This window comes from Streptomyces sp. NPDC046862 (assembly GCF_040704615.1).
GTDB lineage: Bacteria > Actinomycetota > Actinomycetes > Streptomycetales > Streptomycetaceae > Streptomyces.
Window position 1 is genome coordinate 4,581 of record NZ_JBEYXP010000078.1, and the last position, 18,284, is coordinate 22,864.

General features: G+C 72.1%; 16 protein-coding genes and 1 pseudogene. 8 read left to right on the forward strand and 9 right to left on the reverse strand.

Features of this window, described 5'->3' with window-relative positions:
* A pseudogene (locus AB0959_RS48470) lies at positions 1-1,576 on the reverse strand (hypothetical protein); the annotation flags it as partial.
* Between the two features lie 406 nt (positions 1,577-1,982).
* Here AB0959_RS48470 and AB0959_RS48475 point away from each other — a divergent pair.
* Together AB0959_RS48475 and AB0959_RS48480 are read left to right on the forward strand one after the other, a co-directional pair.
* Positions 1,983-2,834, forward strand: a complete 852-nt coding sequence (locus tag AB0959_RS48475) for a DeoR/GlpR family DNA-binding transcription regulator (RefSeq protein ID WP_366833366.1) — start codon at positions 1,983-1,985, stop codon at positions 2,832-2,834.
* Positions 2,835-2,915: 81 nt separating this feature from the next.
* Positions 2,916-3,389 (forward strand): SRPBCC family protein, encoded by a 474-nt coding sequence (locus AB0959_RS48480; RefSeq protein WP_366833367.1) that lies wholly within the window; start codon positions 2,916-2,918, stop codon positions 3,387-3,389.
* Positions 3,390-3,455: 66 nt separating this feature from the next.
* Here AB0959_RS48480 and AB0959_RS48485 read toward each other — a convergent pair whose 3' ends face one another.
* Complete coding sequence (locus AB0959_RS48485) at positions 3,456-4,613, reverse strand: PLP-dependent cysteine synthase family protein (protein ID WP_366833368.1); 1,158 nt, start codon at positions 4,611-4,613, stop codon at positions 3,456-3,458.
* A 349-nt stretch (positions 4,614-4,962) separates the two neighbouring features.
* On the opposite strand from AB0959_RS48485, the gene AB0959_RS48490 reads away from it, so the two are divergent.
* On the forward strand, positions 4,963-5,286 hold the full coding sequence (locus AB0959_RS48490; protein WP_366833369.1) for a hypothetical protein: 324 nt from the start codon (positions 4,963-4,965) through the stop codon (positions 5,284-5,286).
* A 247-nt stretch (positions 5,287-5,533) separates the two neighbouring features.
* The gene (locus AB0959_RS48495; protein WP_366833370.1) at positions 5,534-6,040 is read left to right on the forward strand and encodes an ATP-binding protein; all 507 of its coding nucleotides are present in this window, start codon (positions 5,534-5,536) and stop codon (positions 6,038-6,040) included.
* A 162-nt stretch (positions 6,041-6,202) separates the two neighbouring features.
* Here the strand turns inward: AB0959_RS48495 and AB0959_RS48500 are convergent, their stop codons facing one another.
* From AB0959_RS48500 to AB0959_RS48510, 3 genes are read right to left on the reverse strand one after another with little or no spacing between them, the layout of a single operon-like run.
* Positions 6,203-8,764 (reverse strand): FtsX-like permease family protein, encoded by a 2,562-nt coding sequence (locus AB0959_RS48500; protein ID WP_366833371.1) that lies wholly within the window; start codon positions 8,762-8,764, stop codon positions 6,203-6,205.
* Complete coding sequence (locus tag AB0959_RS48505; protein WP_366833372.1) at positions 8,761-9,531, reverse strand: ABC transporter ATP-binding protein; 771 nt, start codon at positions 9,529-9,531, stop codon at positions 8,761-8,763. Before AB0959_RS48505 ends, AB0959_RS48500 begins: the two co-directional genes overlap by 4 nt.
* 6 nt (positions 9,532-9,537) lie before the next feature.
* Positions 9,538-9,819 carry an SHOCT domain-containing protein gene (locus AB0959_RS48510; protein WP_366833373.1) on the reverse strand — a complete coding sequence of 94 codons (282 nt, stop codon included), beginning with the start codon at positions 9,817-9,819 and terminating at the stop codon, positions 9,538-9,540.
* A gap of 333 nt (positions 9,820-10,152) precedes the next feature.
* Between AB0959_RS48510 and AB0959_RS48515 the strand changes: the two genes are divergently transcribed.
* The gene (locus AB0959_RS48515) at positions 10,153-11,265 is read left to right on the forward strand and encodes an ADP-ribosylglycohydrolase family protein (RefSeq protein ID WP_366833374.1); all 1,113 of its coding nucleotides are present in this window, start codon (positions 10,153-10,155) and stop codon (positions 11,263-11,265) included.
* Between the two features lie 92 nt (positions 11,266-11,357).
* On the opposite strand, the gene AB0959_RS48520 is transcribed toward AB0959_RS48515, so the two are convergent.
* The gene (locus tag AB0959_RS48520) at positions 11,358-12,815 is read right to left on the reverse strand and encodes a ketol-acid reductoisomerase (RefSeq protein ID WP_366833375.1); all 1,458 of its coding nucleotides are present in this window, start codon (positions 12,813-12,815) and stop codon (positions 11,358-11,360) included.
* A gap of 114 nt (positions 12,816-12,929) precedes the next feature.
* Between AB0959_RS48520 and ilvY the strand changes: the two genes are divergently transcribed.
* On the forward strand, positions 12,930-13,796 hold the full coding sequence (gene ilvY / locus AB0959_RS48525; RefSeq protein ID WP_366833376.1) for an HTH-type transcriptional activator IlvY: 867 nt from the start codon (positions 12,930-12,932) through the stop codon (positions 13,794-13,796).
* A 93-nt stretch (positions 13,797-13,889) separates the two neighbouring features.
* Here ilvY and AB0959_RS48530 read toward each other — a convergent pair whose 3' ends face one another.
* Complete coding sequence (locus AB0959_RS48530) at positions 13,890-14,777, reverse strand: hypothetical protein (RefSeq protein WP_366833377.1); 888 nt, start codon at positions 14,775-14,777, stop codon at positions 13,890-13,892.
* Positions 14,778-14,871: 94 nt separating this feature from the next.
* On the opposite strand from AB0959_RS48530, the gene AB0959_RS48535 reads away from it, so the two are divergent.
* Together AB0959_RS48535 and AB0959_RS48540 are read left to right on the forward strand one after the other, a co-directional pair.
* Positions 14,872-15,672: a GNAT family N-acetyltransferase gene (locus AB0959_RS48535; protein ID WP_366833378.1), complete on the forward strand. Its 801-nt coding sequence runs from the start codon at positions 14,872-14,874 to the stop codon at positions 15,670-15,672.
* Positions 15,673-15,759: 87 nt separating this feature from the next.
* A complete protein-coding gene (locus AB0959_RS48540; protein ID WP_366833379.1) occupies positions 15,760-16,098 on the forward strand; it encodes a hypothetical protein in 339 nt (112 codons plus the stop codon).
* 72 nt (positions 16,099-16,170) lie between these two features.
* On the opposite strand, the gene AB0959_RS48545 is transcribed toward AB0959_RS48540, so the two are convergent.
* Positions 16,171-17,406 (reverse strand): ROK family protein, encoded by a 1,236-nt coding sequence (locus AB0959_RS48545; RefSeq protein WP_366833380.1) that lies wholly within the window; start codon positions 17,404-17,406, stop codon positions 16,171-16,173.
* 177 nt (positions 17,407-17,583) lie between these two features.
* Positions 17,584-18,255 carry an alpha-ketoglutarate-dependent dioxygenase AlkB gene (locus tag AB0959_RS48550; protein ID WP_366833381.1) on the reverse strand — a complete coding sequence of 224 codons (672 nt, stop codon included), beginning with the start codon at positions 18,253-18,255 and terminating at the stop codon, positions 17,584-17,586.
* Between the last annotated feature and the right edge of the window lie 29 nt (positions 18,256-18,284).

Below are 18,284 nucleotides of genomic sequence, written 5' to 3' on the forward strand. Positions count from 1 at the left end.
AGTCCGCCCCCTCGTCCGGCTCGACATCCACCCGCCCGACCGGCTCCGCGTCCGCCCCCTCGACCGGCTCGACATCCACCCGCCCGACCGGCTCCGCGTCCGCCCCCTCGACCGGCTCGACATCCACCCGCCCGACCGGCTCCGTGCCCCGCCGTCCAGCCCGCCCCTCGCCCGCCGGGCCGACCGGCTCCCCGTCCGGCCCCCCAGTCCGCTCCTTCCTCGCTGTCCGCCTCTGGTTCTCGTTCAGGTCGTACTCCCGCTCCACCGCGGGCAGTTCACCGCTCCGCAGCACCCATGTGCGCCACGCCAGCCAGGCGACGAGCAACAGCACGACCAGCAGGAGGGGCGGGATGACGGATGCCTGCCAAGTCAGCAGCACGGGCGGACCCAGCAGCGAGTCACCGGTGCCGTTCAGCCAGTCGGCGACGCGCTGGGCCACCCCGCCGGACATCACTCCGCCGAGCGCGCAGGCGAGCATGGCCACGGCCGGCCCGGCCAGACCGCGCATCGCGGTGCGCCTGTCGGGGTGGGAGAGGTACAGGACGTGGGCGACGACGGCGAGCGCGACGACGAGAACACCCTGCACGAAGGCGATCCCGCCGAACGTCATGTCGCCCGGAAGCCGCCCCTCCGACCGCCACCCCGGGCGCGACCAACCCGCGTACACCATGACGAGCGCGAGCAGGGTGACCGAGCCCACGGGTAGCCACCGCACCAGTGTCCTGTCCAGTTCCCTGTCCAGACGGTTCTCGCTGCGGCCCCGCCGGCACACCACCCACACCACGACGACGGCGCCCGCCAGGAGCAGCGCGTCCAGCAGCCGGCCCAGCCCCTCCAGAAGGGCGGGGCCACCGGACCCGCGGTCGTAACGGGCCGCGGAGGTGCCGACGGCCGCCGCGACCGTCAGAAAGCCCGCCGCCGTGTGCGCGGCGCGCAGCCGGGCCACCAGACGGCGTCCGTACCAGAAGCCGGGGCGGCCTAGCGCGGTCCGGTCGGCGGTGGCGTCGTCGTCGGGTTCGTCCCGGCGGCTCATCGGCTTCTGGGACTCGTATGCGCTCCAGGTGCGGTGGGACAGGTACCACAGCAGCCCGGTGAGTGCGGTGGGCACCAGGGAGGCCAGGGCGAGGCGGCGGCCGGGCGGGCTCCACCAGCCGTCACCGGACACCTCGGGTGACAGGAAGCCCAGCCATGTGTGGTCCTCGGCGCACGCCGGGGTGCCCGCGCACTGCCAGGCGGTCAGGTCGAGGGCGACCTCACAGGCCGCGGCCACGAACAGCACGGTCAGGGTCAGCCCGGCGAGCCGGACGAGCAGGCCGTAGAGGCGGACCGTCCGCCGCCGGCCCCGGGTGGTGGGGCGCATCCAGTGGGCCAGGTTGACCACCATGAACGGCAGCAGCAACAGCCACAGGGCGCGGGAGCCGTTTCCGGAGGTCAGGTTGCACCAGACGTACGCCTCCGGCACGGGCTTGCCGCGGTAGTCCTCGGGGCGCTCCTCCGCGTCGGCGTCGTCGACGCGCCGGAAGACGGCCGCGGTCCTGTCGCCGGTGATCCGGACCGTCCGCGGATCGTTCAGCATCTCCTCGGGTGTGGTGCCGCCCACGCCGTGCACCAGCAGTTCCAGGGCTGCTCCGGCGGGTGCGGAAGCCTGGTCCGGTCCCTCGTGCTCCCCCGTCGGGGCATGTTCGGTCGCACTCGCCACTGTTCTGCCCTTCCCCCGTGGTACGCCTATGGCAGGTGTGATGCGCAGGCACATGATCTCCGCTCCGGGGGCGGCGTACACCCGTGGACACGGAATCTCCCCCGATCCGGGACAGGGTCGAGTTCCTGAGGTGGACAGCGTGACGTGTCCGCGTCGGTACGGGCAGGGGCGCCCGTGGAACCGGAGCGTGCGAGTATGGGACGTCCTCGGGACCGGGGGCGGGGAGAATGTGCTCGTCGGAGGGGGTATGGAGGCGTGATGGGGCGAAAGGACCGGAGCGGGCGTGAGTGAGAACCAGAACCTCCTCGCGGAGCAGCGCCGCGCCCTGATCCTCGACGAGGTACGGCGGCGCGGCGGGGTACGGGTCAACGAGCTGACGCGCAAGCTCGGCGTGTCCGACATGACGGTCCGCCGGGACCTCGACGCGCTCGCCCGCCAGGGGGCGGTGGAGAAGGTGCACGGCGGCGCGGTGCCGGTGGCCGAGGCGAGCACGCACGAGCCGGGCTTCGAGGCCAAGTCCGGGCTGGAGCTGACCGCCAAGGAGGACATCGCCCGGGCCGCGGCCGAGCTGGTCGCGCCGGGTACGGCGATCGCGCTGTCCGGTGGTACGACGACGTTCGCGCTGGCGCACCGGCTGCTGGACGTGCCGGATCTGACCGTGGTCACGAACTCGGTGCGTGTGGCCGATGTCTTCCACGTCTCGCAGCGCAGTTCGGGGCAGCGGCAGGGGGCGGCCACCGTCGTGCTGACCGGTGGGGTGCGGACCCCGTCGGACTCGCTCGTGGGGCCCGTGGCGGACCAGGCGATCGCCGCGCTCCACTTCGACGTGCTGTTCCTGGGCGTGCACGGCATATCGGTCGAGGCGGGCCTGTCCACCCCGAACCTGGCGGAGGCCGAGACGAACCGGCGGCTCGTGCAGTCCGCACGGCGTGTCGTCGTGGTGGCGGACCACACCAAGTGGGGGACGGTGGGCCTGAGTTCGTTCGGGTCCCTGGATCAGGTGGACACCTTGGTCACCGACGCCGGGCTGCCGGCCGGGGCGCGCGCGGAGATCTCGGAGCACCTCAGGCAGCTGATTGTCGCCGGGGAGCTTGGGGAGGACACGGACGAGGCGGAGGACGGTACAGACATCTGACGGTCTGCCAGCTAGGGTGACGCTGCCCGGTCAACCGCCCCTGCCGTCCGGGGCGGCCCGTTCCGCGAAGGGGGTCACCTCATGGTTCGCCGTCTGCGCCCGGTGGGGCTCGAATTCGTCGGGACCGCACCCGTGCGGTTCGTGTTCTCGGGCGAGATGTCCGCGCCTCCGGACGCGGTGTTCCGTGCCATGGCGGAGGACGTGCCGGGTTGGAGCGAGTGGTTCACGGGCGTGACGTACGCCCGTCCGGTCGGGGACGGCACGCGGCGCGAGGTCCGGCTGAAGGGTGGGACCCGCTGTCTGGAGACGATCGTCGCGGCGGAGCCCTCCGAGGTGTACGCGTATCGGGTGGACCAGACCAACGCGCCCGGAGTGGGGGCGTTGCTGGAGGAGTGGCGGCTGGCTCCTGCCGGGGAGGGGACGCGGGTGCGGTGGAGCTGGGCCGCTGACGGTTCTGCGGTCTTCCGGTTCGCTTTGAAGCTTGCTCGGCCGGGGTTGCAGCGGGCGTTTCGTGACTCGGTCAGGGCGTTGGATCGGCGGTTGGCGGTGGGGTAGCCGCGGCTGGTGGGTATCTGCAGGCCGTTTGTGGCTGGTCGCGCCCACGCGGCGGAGCCGCATGTTCTATACGGCCCCGCGCACCTGCCGGGGCGCGCGCCACTCCCCCGTCTCCAGCAAGGACTCGATCGCCGCCGCGTACGGCCAGATGTCCAGCCCCTGCTCCGCCAGCCACGCGTCCGAGTAGTACTTGTCCAGGTAGCGGTCCCCGGGATCGCAGAGCATGGTCACCACGCTCCCCCGGCGCCCCTCCGCCACCATCTCCGCCACGATCTTCAGGGCGCTCCACAGGCCGGTGCCCGTGGAGCCGCCCGCCTTGCGGCCGATGGCCGACTCCAGGGCCCGTACGGCCGCGACGCTCGCGGCGTCCGGGACCTTCATCATCCGGTCGATGACACCGGGGACGAAGCTGGGCTCCATGCGCGGGCGGCCGATGCCCTCGATGCGTGAGCCGCAGTCGCAGGTGACGTCCGCGTCGCCGGTCGTCCAGCCCTCGAAGAAGCACGAGTTCTCGGGGTCCGCCACGCAGACGCGGGTGTCGTACTGCATGTAGTGGACGTAGCGCGCGATGGTCGCCGAGGTGCCGCCGGTGCCGGCCGTGGCGACGATCCACGCGGGCTCGGGGAAACGCTCCAACTCCAGCTGGCGGAAGACGGATTCGGCGATGTTGTTGTTGCCTCGCCAGTCCGTGGCCCGTTCGGCGTAGGTGAACTGGTCCATGTAGTGGCCGCCGGTCTCGGCCGCGAGGGCGGCCGACGCCTCGTACATCTTCCGGGGGTCGTCCACGAAATGACATCGTCCGCCGTGGAACTCGATCAGCCGGCACTTCTCAGTGCTGGTCGTGCGCGGCATGACGGCGACGAACGGCACACCGATGAGCTTCGCGAAGTACGCCTCGGAGACGGCCGTCGAGCCGCTGGAGGCCTCGATCACCGGGCGACCCGGCCGGATCCAGCCGTTGCACAGGCCGTAGAGGAAGAGGGAGCGGGCCAGTCGGTGCTTGAGGCTGCCGGTGGGGTGGGTCGACTCGTCCTTCAGGTACAGGTCGATTCCCCAGTGCTCCGGAAGGGGGAAGGAGAGCAGATGGGTGTCGGCCGAGCGCTGGGCGTCGGCCTGGACCTTGCGGACGGCTTCCTTCAGCCAGGCCCGGTACTCCGCGTCGCTGTGGTCGACGTCGAGGGTGTCGAGGGGCGTACCGGTCAGGGTGGGGCGAGGGGGGCTCACGGCGGCTCCTTCCGCGTTTCACCGACGGCGGGTCGCGCGGTCGGACGCCCCGATCATAGACACTGGGCGCACGCTTCTCACCTGCATAAACGCCCCTTTGAGTATCTCAAAGCGCCCCTGTGGCGGGGGGTGCGCGGGCGCATGGGGGCGCATGCACCGAGTGCTCCCCCGACCGCGCCCCCGCGGCACCCTACGCACTGGTGCTCGACGCCGCGGACGTGCAGACTGCACCGCATGGGCCGAGATGCCCGGACGGGGAGGCACACTCGAACGGGGCCCGCACACTGGATCACGAACCACGCGGGTCCATGACAGGGCAGAGCCGAAGCGCACGAGGGGGCGGGGCAACATGGCGGAGCCGGAGTTCACGGCCACGGGAGTGCGGATCGGGAAGAGGCTGCGCTCGCTGACACGGGCCGGACAGGTGCGGATCACGGACGGCAGGCTGCAGTTGCTGACGAGCTACGGCAGCGAGATCGACAGCGCGCCGGTGCAGGCCGTGCGCGCGTCGAGGCCCTGGTTCGCCCACGACGACCGGGCGTTGGCCGATGTGAACGGCACCCGTTACACGCTGACCCTCGGTGAGACCGACCCCGCTCCGGGCAAGCCCGGGCCGCCCTCGGCCCGGCGGTTCATCGAGGCGGTACGCAGGGCCGCGGGGCGCGGCGGCTGAGGAGCCGCGAGTTGCGGGATCCGACCCCCTGAGTCACGCTGATCTCACGTCACTCTGGGTTTACCGGCGATTACGCTGCGAACCAGCCGCCGGTCACGACCGCGGGCGGCCGTCGTACGCAGCCACTCCGCGCCAAGAGAGCGACCGCAGAGCGCGGTCGCCCACAGCAGGCGGCGATTGTCCCGCAGCCACCTCGCTGAATCCGTTCTCCGTCTTCTTCCGGACCTCAATTCGGGGAGTCGCAGCCGTGATCAGCAAGCCAAGCAGGCACTGCACGGTGGAGCTCCAAGCCCTGCCGTCGCGGATCGGCCAGGTCCGCAGAATCGTCTCTGCGCAATTGCGCTACTGGCATCTGGATTTCCTCATCGACCGGGCGGCACTCGGAGTGACCGAGCTGCTGACCAACGTTCACCGGCACGCCGAGCCGGACAAGCTGTGCACGGTGGAGATCGAACTGTTGCTCGACCGACTGACGGTCTCGGTGCGCGACAACGACCCGCGCCTCCCCGTGGTGCAGGACGCCGAGCCCTCCGCCACCTGCGGCCGCGGCCTCGCGATGGTCGCCGCGGTGAGCGAGAGCTGGGGTGCGCGGCCGCATGGCGATTCGGGCAAGGTCGTGTGGTTCACCCTTCCGGCCCACGCCGAGCCGGTGGCGCTACCGAAGCGTTCGCGATACGCCACGAGCCACCGGCCCGCCGCCCGCCGGCGCAGCAGGGCCGAACACGCTCCCGCCCGGTCCGCCGTCGCAGGCTGACCGGGCGGTGAACGGGTGACCGCCGTCGCGTGCCCGACGCGGCGGCGGTCACCTTCACCTCCCACTCGGTGGTGATGGAGCGTCACTTCGTGCCGATGGCGCGTCGCTGTGCCGATGGTGCGTCGCTGTGCTGATGGCGCGTCACTCCGCCGCGACGGCACGTCACTCGGTGGCGATGGCGCGCAGCACGTCCAGGCGGGCCGCCCGCCGGGCCGGGCGCAGACCCGCGACGGCGCCCGCGGCCAGGCCGACGAGGACCACCACGGCGAGCTGTACGGGCGGCAGCGCGAAGGCGAAGGCACTGTCGCTCGCGCTGTCCGACGCCTCGACGAGCACCCAGCCGAGGAAGGCGCCGAGGCCCAGCCCGCCCGCCGTGCCGAACGCGGCGACCAGCACCGACTCCCAGCGGACCATGGCCCGCAACTGCGCCCGGGTCTGTCCGACGGCCCGCAGCAGACCGAGCTCCCGGGTCCGTTCGTGGATGGCCAGCGTCAGCGTGTTGGCGATGCCGAGGAGCGCGATCAGCACCGCGAGGGCGAGCAGCGCGTAGACGAGCGTCAGCATCATGTCGATGCCGCCGGCCGAGGACTGGGCGTACTCGTCGCGGGTCTGTACCTCGGGCTTGCCGTACCGGTCGGCGGCCTTCTCGACGGCGGCCTTGCCGTCGGCCGTGCTCACGCCGTCCTTGAAGGAGACGGCGACGAGGGTGTCGGAGTCCTGGGTGCGGTGCGGCTCCCAGGCCGCGCGGGTGATGACGTAGTCGCCCGCGAGCTCGGACCGGCCGTAGACGGCGCGCACGGTGAAGGTCTCCTTCGTGCCGTCGGTGAAGGTGAGCCGCGTCGTGTCACCGGTCTTGAGCCCCTGTTTGTCGGCCTCGCTCTTGGTGAGGGCGATGCCGTGGGCGCCGAGGTCGTTCAGCGAGCCGTGGACGTCGCCCAGGTCGAAGACCCTGCCGAGTGCGGCCGGGTCGGTGACGGTGAGCCCCCGTCCGCTGCCGTCGACGTCGGCGACGCCCCGGCCGAGGCCCACGGCGGTCCGCACCTCGGGCAGCCGGGCGATCGCCGGTGCCAGCTCGGGGCTGAGCCCACTGCCGCCCGCGCCGAACGACGGGGTACTGACGGCGACGTCGCCCGCGAACGAACGGGACACCGTCTGGTCCATGGTCGCCTTCAGCGAGGCGGCGAAGACGGTGAACAGCGACACGACGGCGACGCCGATCATCAGGGCGCCGGCGGTGGCGGCCGTCCGCTTGGGGCTGCGGAGCGCGTTGCGCCGGGCCAGCCCGCCGGTGACGCCGCGCAGCCGGTCAAGAGGTGCGCCGAGGACGCGTACGGCCGTCGAGGAGGCGACCGGTCCGAGGACCACGAAGGCGGCGAGGGCCAGCACGGCGCCACCGCCCACGAGCCACAGCGAGGGGGTGACGAGAAGCCCGGCCAGGGTGAGGGCGACGGCAAGGGCGCCCAGACCGGCACCGGTCACGGCACGGACGCGGGAGGCACCGGACTGGTCGACGGCGGTCTCCCGCAGCGCGGCCAGGGGTGCCGTACGACCCGCGCGGACGGCGGGCAGCAGCGCGGAGCCGAGGCAGACCACGATGCCGACCGCGAGCGGCAGCAGCATCGACAGGCCGCTGATCACCAGGGCGCCCCCGGGGAACGGGAACCCTATCGCCGGGAACAGCGCCTGGAGCCCCGCCGCGATGCCGATCCCGCCCGCCAGTCCCGCGGCGGACGCGGTCACGGCCACCACCGTCGCCTCGACGAGCGTGGAGGCGGTGACCTGACGGCGCGAGGCACCGAGGGCGCGCAGCAGCGCGTTCTCACGGGTGCGCTGGGCGACGACGATCGCGAAGGTGTTGTGGATGGAGAACGTCGCGACCAGCAGCGCGATACCGGAGAACACCAGCAGGAAGGTGGTGAAGAGGGTCAGGAACTGACTGGAGATCATGTCCGTGTTCTCCTCGGCCGACTCCTGACCGGTGATGGCCTCGACTCCCTTGGGCAGCACCGGAGTCAGCCGGTCCACCAGCTCCCGCTGGCTGACCCCCGGCCCGGCCCGCACCTGGATGCTCGCGGCCTCACCGGGCTTGGCGGTGAGGTACTTCTCGGCGTCGGCCCGGATCATCCCGGTGAAGGTCACCTGGGCCATGCCGTCCTCGCCGCCGAAGGTCGCGAGGCCCACGATCGTCACCTTGACCGGGTCGGGCGTGCGCAGGGTCGTGGTGTCACCGATCCTGAGGTCGCCCTTGTCGGCGGTGGCCCGGTTCACGACGACCTCACCGGACGTGGAGGGGGCGTGTCCCTCGGCGAGCCGGTACGGGTTGAGCCGGGCGTCGTCGATCCAGTTGCCGGCGAGCGTAGGCGGGCCTTTGCCGCCGATCGGCTTGCCGTTCCTGCCGATGAGCTGGCCCGCGCCTTCGATGTTGGGCGCGGCGGCGGCGACGCCGGGGACGTCGTCGATCCGCCGGACGAGGTCGGTGGGGACGGGCTGCCGTACGCCCTGGCTCTCCCCCGGTGTGGTGATCGCGTCGGCACTGCGCACGACCGCGTCCGTGCCGCTGGTCGCGTTGCCGAACATCGAGTCGAAGTTGGCCCGCAGGGTGTCGCCCATGACGAGCGTGCCCGCCAGGAAGCCGACACCGAGGAGCACCGCGAGAAAGGTACCCGCGAAGCGGCGCTTGTGGGCGCGCAGGGATGACACGCTGAGGCGCACGGAGGCGTTCATGACCGCACCCCTTCGCTTCCGGACGCGCCGTCGAAGGCCTTCATGCGGTCGAGGACCTTGTCGGCCGTCGGGGCCTCCATCCGGTCCACCAGGCGTCCGTCGGCGAGGAACAGCACCTCGTCGGCGTGGGCGGCGGCCACCGGGTCGTGGGTGACCATGACGACGGTGCGGTCCATCTGCCGCACCGCGCGGCCGAGCAGCCCGAGCACCTCCTCGCCGGAACGGGAGTCGAGGTTGCCGGTCGGCTCATCGGCGAACACGACGTCGGGCCGGCCGGCGAACGCCCTTGCCACGGCGACGCGTTGCTGCTGTCCTCCGGAGAGTTCGGAGGGCCGGTGGTGGAGCCGGTCGCCCAGTCCGACCACGTCCACGAGCGCGTCGATCCACTCCCGGGAGCCCTTGCCGCGCGCGAGGTCCAGGGGCAGCGTGATGTTCTCCGCGACGGTGAGCGTCGGCACCAGGTTGAAGGCCTGGAAGACGAAGCCGACGCGGTCGCGGCGCAGGAGGGTGAGGCGGCGGTCGTCGAGTGTGCTCAGCTCGGTGTCGCCGATGTGGGCCGTCCCGGACGTGAGGGTGTCGAGGCCCGCCGCGCAGTGCATCAGGGTGGACTTGCCGGAGCCCGAGGGCCCCATGATCGCGGTGAAGCGGCCGGCCGGAAACCCGACGCTCACCCCGTCCAGGGCCCTCACGGAGGTGTCACCGGAGCCGTACACCTTGACGGCGTTCTCGACGCGGGCGGCGGTACGGGTCGTGGTGACGGTGGTCATTCCCGCTCACCCCTTTCCCGTACGGCCGAAGTGCTCGTCCAGGACGGACACCCGGCGCCAGTACTCGTCCTCGTCGATCTCGCCGGAGGCGAAACGGCGGCCGAGGACGGCCATGGGCGAGTCGCCGGCCGGGCGCGACTCGTTCATCGGGCGCCAGGGTCCGCGCCGGCCGCGCCAGACGGTGCGGCGGAGGACGGCCACGACGCCAACGACGACGGCTGCCCAGATCAGGGGGAAGAACAGGATCCACGGGCCGGGCCCGCCGTCCCAGTGCGCGAGGGTCTGCATGTCGGACTCATCTCCTCAGGTCACGTTTTCGAGCTGTCTCGAGGCTCGCGCCGGGAGGGGGTCCGGGTCGTCGTACGGCCAGCGGCAGTGCGTGTACCCCGTGGGGAGTACGCGGGGACGTCGCGGCTGCTCCCGGTGACATCCCCGCCCGGACGCACCGGGGCGACGGTCCGGTCGGGGCCCCGACAACCCGCTGGTGGGGCTGACGCTACGGTGGTCGGCGGGCGAGGCCGGCGCTGCTCGGGCTCTGCCTCGCCCTGCTGCACGGGCCCGCCCCGGCACATCCATCACCCGGACAGTCACCGCTGTGCACAAGGAGAGAGGCGCGCTGCCTTGCCCCACGAGAAGGACCACCAGAGGGAGCTCCTCCGGAGGCAGTCCCGGGTGCGTGGGATGATGCTCGGCCTGGCGCTCGGCGAGACCGTGGGAGGGGCTCGGGGCAGGCTGCCGGTCAGTGGTCCGTTGAGGGCCGGTGTCAGCACCCAACTGGCCTGCTTCACCGCCGAGGGCATCATTCGCGCGCAGGTACGCGGAAACCACAAGGGCAGCTGTTACGCGCCCGGGGTGGTCCTGCACGCCTACTGCCGGTGGGCCTTCCTGCAGGGCATCGAGGTCGAGAAGATGCGGCGGCGCTGGACGTCTTCCGGCGACGCGGTGTGGCCGGACGGCTGGCTCGCGGGTGTGCCCGCACTGGCCGAACGGCGCGGCAGCGCACCCGCGACGGTGACCGCGCTGTCCCGGATCGACGAAGGCCAGGAGCGGATGGCCACCCCCAGTCGGGGCTGTCACGCACTGACCCGGGGGCTGCCCGTCGCGGTCACCGGACTCGGAGGAATCTCCCAGGCCGCCGAGGTAGCCGCTCTCACTCACGGCGACACGGCCGCGCAGGACGCCACTGTCCACGCGGCCGTCCTGGCCCACCACTGTCTGACGAACCCAGCACCGGAAAGCGGACCCTATCCGTACTCCGGCAGATCCGCACAGGACGTGCTGCAGGCGGCCGTCACCGCCCTTCCGGCCGAAGGCCGGCGCATCACCGACGATGAACAAGCCCGTGTCGTCGCGGCGTTCCGGCACGCTGTCGACGACCCGGCCGACGCGGGACGGCTGGCACGGCTCGCACCGGACGCCACCGCACCCTCGACGCTGCTCGGCGGCCTCTACGCGGCGGCCTCCTTCCCCGACCGCGCCGACTTCCGCGCCGCTCTGGAGTTCGCGGCGGGCGCACCGGACGGTGACTCCGTCGCCTGTGTGACCGGCGCGCTGCTCGGCGCCGTCCACGGAATCGAGGCACTGCCCGTCGACCTGATCAGCCGTCACGAACTGGCGTGGGTCCTCGACACCCTGGCCCGCGACCTGCTGCTGGAACTCGACGACTCGCCCAGCGGCAGCGAGTACGTCCAGGGCTGGGACCCGCACTGGTGGCGCCGCTATCCCGGCTGGTGACGTGTGCCGTCCCGGTTTTCCGGTGTGCGGGCGACCGCCGCCACGCCTGCGTTGTCGCGTGAGACGTCCTGAAGTGCCCCGCCGCAATGGTCCTATGCCACCGAGATGTCCACGGGAGGCCGCAGCTTCGCCGCCACGGCGAGGGCCTCGTGCACCGGGTGGCTGTCGAAAGCCGCCAACAACGCCTTGTCCGCCGGGAGTTCGGCGGCAGGGAAGGCGATCTGCTCGTACGCGGCCTGGAAGCGCGGGCCCCAGCGGCGGGCGCCGAGGCGGGCCGTGCGGGAGCAGTTGTCGACCATGTGGGCGACGTCGCGTGCGTGCATGTAGGGCAGCAGGGAGTCGACCGCCTCGATGACCGACTCGTTGACGATCTCCGACCAGGGGTGGCCGCGCTCGGCGAACTCGTCGATCTGCGCGGTCATCGTCGCGATGAACACGCCGGCCGTGAACGGGTCGAGGGGCAGGGCGCGCCGGTCCCGGCGGGCGCGCACCTCCTCGCCCGCCGTCCACATCGCCGAACCGCCGATCCGGCTCATCGGCCGCGTGCCGAGGCGTCGTTCGGCGAGGATCACGCTGCGCAGTTCGGTGCCGTCGGCGACCTCGTCGTAGATCTCGGCGACGATCTCGCGGGCGGGACCGTACGTCGCCGCGTACGCCCGGTCGAAGACGTCGCGTCCGGCCGGGTCCAGTTCCTCGCGCACGGCCCGCAGCCCGGAGCGCGAGATGGTGCGGGCGATGGGCCCGGTGACGTTCTCGCAGGACCTCTCGTACGCGGTCACCGGGTCGTCGCCCGCCAGCCGGTAACGGGCGTACAGGCTCTCGACGATGCCGTGAACGGCCCCGAGCAGGATGGCGCGCTCGCCGACGATGTCCGAGAGGTACTCGCTCTCCAGCGTGGTGCGGAAGGTGTACGGGGAGCCGAGCGCGACCGACCAGGCGAGGGCGAGGGACGTGGCGCGGCCGTCGGGGTCGGTGTGCACGGCGTAACTGCTGTTGATCCCTGCGCCGTTGACCTCGGCGCCCTGCTCGTACAGGCGCCGGACCGAGTCGCCCATGCCCTTGGGACAGACCGCGATCACCGCGTGCCCCGGCGGGAACTCCCCGCCGGTTTCCCGGAGATGACCGAGCAGGAAGCCGTGCGAGAGGCCGATGGTGGCGCCGGGCCTGAGAGCCGCGAAGATCTCCTGGTGATGGGCGGCGAGCGCGGCGTCCGCGGTCAGCAGGATGACGAGGTCGCTCTCGGCGGTGACAGCGAGCCAGTCGCCGAGCATGCCGTTCTCCTCGGTGAAGCCGTGCGCACGGGCGTCGGCGGCCGAGGCGGAGCCGGGGCGCAGCCCGACGGCCACGGTGATGTCCGTGCCGGCGAAGGAGTCGCGCAGGTTGCGGGCCTGGGCCCGGCCCTGCGGCCCCCAGCCGATCACGCCGATGCGGCGCACCCCGGCGAAGGCCTGGGGCAGCAGCGGGAAGAGGTGGCGTCCGCCGCGCAGGATCGTCTCGGTGCCACCCGGGACGTCCATGGTCTCGAGTGCGAAGACAGTGGAGGTGGTCATGGTGGAGTTGTAGGCTCCGACCGATCATTGCGGCAAGCGCAACCTTTGCAGCGCGGTGTTCCGGATTCTGAAAGGCGCAGCTGAGCGTGGTGATGAGAGGCCCGGGTGGGGTGCGTGCGGGATGACCTTCGGGAACTGCGGCTCTTCCTCCATCTGGCGCGGACGCTGAACTTCGGCCGGACGAGTCTCGACTGTCACGTCAGCCCGGCGACACTGACGCGGACCGTGCAGCGACTGGAGGCGGAGCTCGGACACCGCCTCTTCGACCGTGGCCCGCGGGGTGTGTCCCTGACGGCCGAGGGGCACCGCTTCCGCGAGTACGCCGTCGAGGCGCTCGAGTTGTGGCGCGCGTACCGCGAGGAGCACCCGGATCCGGGCCGGCTCACGGGCACGCTGGCCGTGTTCGCGACGGTGACGGCCTGTCAGGTCCTGCTGCCCGGCCTGCTGGCGCCCTTCCGTGCCGCCCATCCGCAGGTACGGCTCGATCTGCGCACCGGTGACGCGGCAGCCGCGCTGGCCAGGCTCGACGAGGGCGAGGTGGACGTGGCGGTGGCCGGTGTCCCGGCGCGGCTGCCGGAAGCGCTGGTCAGCCGGACGGTCGCGACAACGGACCTGGTCTTCGTCACCGCCCGCGACCGCCCCGACCCGGAGCTGCGCGGTCCCTTCGTGCTCCCCCACCGCGGCCTGGTCCGCGACGCCGCCGACCGCTGGTTCCGGTCCCGCCGCGCCTCCCCCGACGTGGCGGCCGAACCCGACGGCCACGAGGGCCTGCTGACCCTGGTCGCGCTGGGCTGCGGCACCGGTGTGGTCCCCCGCCTGGTGCTCGACCACAGCGCCGTGCGCGACCGGCTGGCGGTGGTCCCCGCGGACACGGCGCCGGAGCCGTTCCCGATCGGGCTGTGCGTGCGGAGAACCGATCTGCGGCGTCCACAGGTGGCGGCGCTGTGGAGCCTCACGACACCGGACACTCGATCGCCTTGAAACGCGCGTGTCTTCTCGCGTGTGACCCACCTGCCACCCGTTGCCGGTCGGACGGGCGTGCCATCTGCCCGCACGATGCCGGGTGACTGTCTGTCAGAGGAGGGAGTTCTGCCGCAGGACCGACACGGCGGCAACGGTCCGGTATCCGCGCCACTCGAGGGCGGCGCTCGGTGAGTAGCTCGCGAAATCGACCGGCCAGCCACCGTCGTCCTGCTGTGCGGCAGCCAGTCGACTCAGCTCGGCGTCGATGACGCCCGGGTCGTACAGCGTGCGTGCGGGACGGCCTGGAGCCGGGGCCACGTCGAGCGGCCGGATCACCTCGTTCGCGGCACCGCCTTCGACGGGCAGCAGGCCGTCGTCGGGGATGAACCGCCGGAGGCCGTCGAGCAGGGCTGCCGCCTCCTGTCGGGCCTCGGAGGCGGCGTCGAGGAAACGGATCGCGAAGGACAGCTCGATCGCGTGGGGCCTGTCGCCGATCGCTTCGACGGCGGCCAGGCAGTACCGAGTCGCCCGGTCGAGCCAGGGATGGGTGGCGACGGCGCGGTCGTACGCGGTCAGCCGCAGGGCGCCGCCGACCGTGAACGCGGTGCTCTGCAGGGTGGACACCTTCGGGTCGGCCCGCGCCCAGAACGGTGCGCAGCCGCTGGCGTCCTCGACGGGCAGCGCGAAGGGCAGGCCACCGTCGGGGAGGGAGACCGACGCCAGCCAGTCACACAGGTGCACCGCTTGTGGCGTGATGACAGGAGCAATGTCCTCGAACACCTCGAACGCGTGCAGCGCGCCCGCCGGCTGGCTCTCGGGCGCGCGCAGGTCCGGCTCGATCCCCCACCCGTACCCGCCGTCGGGGTTGCGGTAGGCGTCGACGGCGGCGAGTACGGACCCGGCGTCGGCTTCACCGAGGAACAGCTCGAACCGTCGACGATCGAGGACTCGGGCATGCGTGGCCATGAACGACGTGGCTGCGGCGAGGTCTGCTTTCATGTACTCACCATGGTGTCCGTCACAGGCGTTCGTCTTGAACGTTTCGGACGTGTCATCGGGCAGTCGTCAGCTGAAGGATGGTGCCGGGGAGCACATGCGCGATCTCGCGGACTCGATCGAATCGATGGAACAACTCGCCGCGGTCTGGCGCGTGATGGTGCTCGACCGAGACCCGGACGCGGATGTCCGCGACCTTCCGGGCGTCTCCGTCCGCTGGGCCGACTGCCGGTTCGCTTTCTGGAACTGCGTCACGCTGACCGATGCCGGCATGGACGCCGGACTCGTGAAGCAGCGCCTGGGCGAGGCGGCGGAGATCATGCGAGCGAAGAGGCGTCCGGGTTTCCTGTGGGTCTTCGAGGATCTCCTCGAAGACCAGGCGCGCGCAGCGCTTCGGGGGGCGGCCGAGCAAGCGGGCCTCGTGCACGCCTTCCCCGGCACCGGCATGGCGGGAGACATCCTGCCGATCCCCGAACCGGCCCACCCCGACCTGACGTTCATACGCGTGACCACCGATGAACACCTGCGGGCCTTCGCGGACATCAACTCGCGTGCCTACGGCTTCCCGCTGGACGACGGCCGTGACGGTCTCGCCCGCTCCACGCTGTGGAAGAACCTCGTCCACGCCTACCTGGGCGTACGGGACGGCACGCCCGTGACCTGCGCCGCCACGGTAGAGGCGGAAGGCCGCCTCTTCGTTCTGCTCGTCGCCACCGACCCGGGATGGCAGCGCCGGGGCTACGCGGAAGCGGTGACGCGCAAAGCACTGCACGAGGGCGCCCGCGCAACGGGACTCACCCGGGCGACCCTGCACGCGACCGCCGCCGGGGCACCGGTGTACCCACGCATCGGCTTCGAGCCGAACTCCCCGATGCACTTCTACGCGCTGAAGGACTGATGTGGTGAGACCCGGTTCCCCACCAAGTCACCGCAATGTATGACGGATATGGCCATAACCATCTCGGCCGTTGATCGTTTACCGGACATGACCTACGTGAAGAAACTCGCGACAGCCTTCGTGTCCTGCTCCCTCCTCCTGCTCTCGGCGGCGCCGGCCAGCGCCCAGGTCGACGGGAACTGCGGCACGTACATCTGTGTCATGACGGCGCACCACAACAGGTTCGTCCAGGACATCACCGTCAGGACCAAGGACGGCCTGCCGGGGAAGCTGCGCGCCTACTGGGGCAATTTTCGTTCTCCCAGGGTCAACGCCGCGAGCCACCGGTGGGCCGTGAACTACGAGCAGGCGAACGCGAAGCTCGTGTGCGGCGGGCTGGAGCGTGACGGCCGGACGATCGAGGACGGGGTCTGCGTCACGATCTGACGTCCGGAGCACTCCTCGGGGGCACGGGTAAGCAGGCCCTGGACCCTTACGGGCGACCTCCCGCGCCCGACGTCAGACCAGCGCCGCGAGGGGGTCGTCGAGGACCGGCTGCCATGCCAACTCGGCGGCTCCCACGAGGCTGTTGTGGTCCAGCGTGCAGGCCAGGATGGGCACGCTCCCGCTCTGCCCCCACAGGCTCCGGTCGGCCACGACCGCGCGCAGCCGCTCGGGGTCGGCGTCGAGGAGTGTGCGGTGCAGGCCGCCGAGGATGATGCGGTCCGGGTTGAGGATGTTGACCAGGCCCGCGAGGCCCAGGCCCAGCCGGTCGATCAGCGCCTCGGTGGCCGTGCGGACGGACGGGTCGGTGTACCGGGTGCGGATCAGGTCGTTGGACTGCTTGAGCAGGGACACCTCGGGGCCGGGATCGCGGCCCGCCGCCGTGAGGAAGGCCAGCGGGTCCGTCTCGACATCGAGGCAGCCGCGGCTGCCGCAGTGGCAGGGGCGGCCCTCGGGGTTGACCGTGAGGTGACCCACCTCCAGGGCGAGGCCCGAACTCCCCGAGTGCAGACGGCCGTCGAGCACGAGCGCACCGCCCACGCCCCGGTGGCCGGTGGCCACGCACAGCAGGTCACGGGAGCCGCGTCCCGAGCCGTGGCGGTGTTCCGCGAGCGCGGCGAGATTGACGTCGTTGGCCGCGAACGCCGGTCCCTCGATCCCGGCCGCGCGCACCCGCTCGGCGAAGATCTCGCGGACGGGCGCGCCCGCGGGCCAGGCGAGGTGCAGTGGGTTGAGGGCCAGCCCCTCCGGCTCGGCGACCGCCGACGGCACGGCGAGACCGGCGCCCACGCATCTGCGTCCGGTGTCGTGCAGCAGTTCGGCGCCGGCGTCGACGACCGAGCCGAGCACCTTCGCCGGGTCGGCGTCGACGGTCTCGCAGCCGGGCGCGGTGGCGACGATCCGCCCGCCGAGCCCGACGAGCGCGGCGCGCCATCCGTCGGCGTGGACCTGCGCGGCCAGCGCGACGGGGCCCTCCTCGGCGACCTCCAGTCTGTGGGAGGGGCGGCCCTGGGAGCCGGCGGCGGCGCCCGGATGCGCGTCGACGCGGATGAGGCCGAGGGCCTCCAGTTCGGCGGCGACGGCGCCGGCGGTCGCGCGGGTGACTCCCAGCTCGGCCGTGAGTACGGCCCGGGTGGGTGCCCGGCCGGTGTGCACGAGTTCCAGCGCCGGGCCGAGCGCGCCGCGCCCCCGGTCCAGTCGTGCGCGCGTGGTCCCTTCGCCCGTCGCCCTGGGGGCCGCGTTGCCGTCCATGAGGGCGAGTCTGTCATGATCGGCGTGTGGGGGCGCCGGGCGCCGGGCTGGGACCGAGGGTTTTCGCCCACGCCGCCCCTACCCGTCCCATCCTCCAGGGGCTCCGCCCCTTCGACCCCACCTTCGGGGCTCCGCCCCGGACCCCGTCTTCTGGGGCCGGCCCCTTGCCCCCGCTCCTCAAACGCCGGAGGGGCTGGTTTCCTCGAAGCCGCTCACCCGCAGCGTGACGTTCAGCCGTCCCGTCAGGCCCAGCCCCTGCGGTGCCGTCTGCGGGTACACCTTCGGGACCCCGTGGTACGCGAGCCGCGACGCGTTGCCGAAGACGAAGAGATCGCCGCTGCGCAGTTCGACGTCCGTGTACGGCCGGGAGCGGGACTCGGTGTTGCCGAACCGGAAGACACACGTGTCGCCGAGGCTCAGCGACACCACCGGCGCGTCCGACTTCTCGTCGCTGTCGCGGTGCATGCCCATGCGCGCGTCGCCGTCGTAGAAGTTGATCAGGGCGATGTCGTACGGGGCCGTCGCCGCCTCGGCACCGAGCGCGTCCGCGACCGCCCTCCGGCCCAACTCTCCCAGCCACTCGGGGAACGGCTTGACGGGCGCGCCGTCGCCGTCGACGACCGTGCGGGCGTACGCGTACGGGTACCAGTGCCAGCCGAGGCAGACCTGCCGGGCGGTCATGGTGCCGCCGCCGGGTGTGCGGACCGTACGGAGTCCGGCGGGCGGTCCGGCCCAGTCTCGGCATGCCTCCAGGAGCCGTCGTTGGTCGTCCGCGTCGAGCCAGCCCGGGACGTGTACGGCGCCCGGCGCGATCTCCGCACGGCTCCGGGGGAACAGCTCGGCGTCCATGGGCCCATCATCACGCACACCACTGACAG

What these genes read in the sequence shown, in the direction of transcription:
- AB0959_RS48520 (WP_366833375.1), bottom strand. Translation starts at nt 12,815, where the DNA reads ATGACCACCTCCACTGTCTTCGCACTCGAGACCATGGACGTCCCGGGT.
- AB0959_RS48545 (WP_366833380.1), bottom strand. Translation starts at nt 17,406, where the DNA reads ATGGACGGCAACGCGGCCCCCAGGGCGACGGGCGAAGGGACCACGCGC.
- AB0959_RS48500 (WP_366833371.1), bottom strand. Translation starts at nt 8,764, where the DNA reads ATGAACGCCTCCGTGCGCCTCAGCGTGTCATCCCTGCGCGCCCACAAG.
- AB0959_RS48535 (WP_366833378.1), top strand. Translation starts at nt 14,872, where the DNA reads ATGCGCGATCTCGCGGACTCGATCGAATCGATGGAACAACTCGCCGCG.
- AB0959_RS48540 (WP_366833379.1), top strand. Translation starts at nt 15,760, where the DNA reads ATGACCTACGTGAAGAAACTCGCGACAGCCTTCGTGTCCTGCTCCCTC.
- AB0959_RS48490 (WP_366833369.1), top strand. Translation starts at nt 4,963, where the DNA reads ATGGCGGAGCCGGAGTTCACGGCCACGGGAGTGCGGATCGGGAAGAGG.
- AB0959_RS48510 (WP_366833373.1), bottom strand. Translation starts at nt 9,819, where the DNA reads ATGCAGACCCTCGCGCACTGGGACGGCGGGCCCGGCCCGTGGATCCTG.
- AB0959_RS48480 (WP_366833367.1), top strand. Translation starts at nt 2,916, where the DNA reads ATGGTTCGCCGTCTGCGCCCGGTGGGGCTCGAATTCGTCGGGACCGCA.
- AB0959_RS48550 (WP_366833381.1), bottom strand. Translation starts at nt 18,255, where the DNA reads ATGGACGCCGAGCTGTTCCCCCGGAGCCGTGCGGAGATCGCGCCGGGC.
- AB0959_RS48530 (WP_366833377.1), bottom strand. Translation starts at nt 14,777, where the DNA reads ATGAAAGCAGACCTCGCCGCAGCCACGTCGTTCATGGCCACGCATGCC.
- AB0959_RS48505 (WP_366833372.1), bottom strand. Translation starts at nt 9,531, where the DNA reads ATGACCACCGTCACCACGACCCGTACCGCCGCCCGCGTCGAGAACGCC.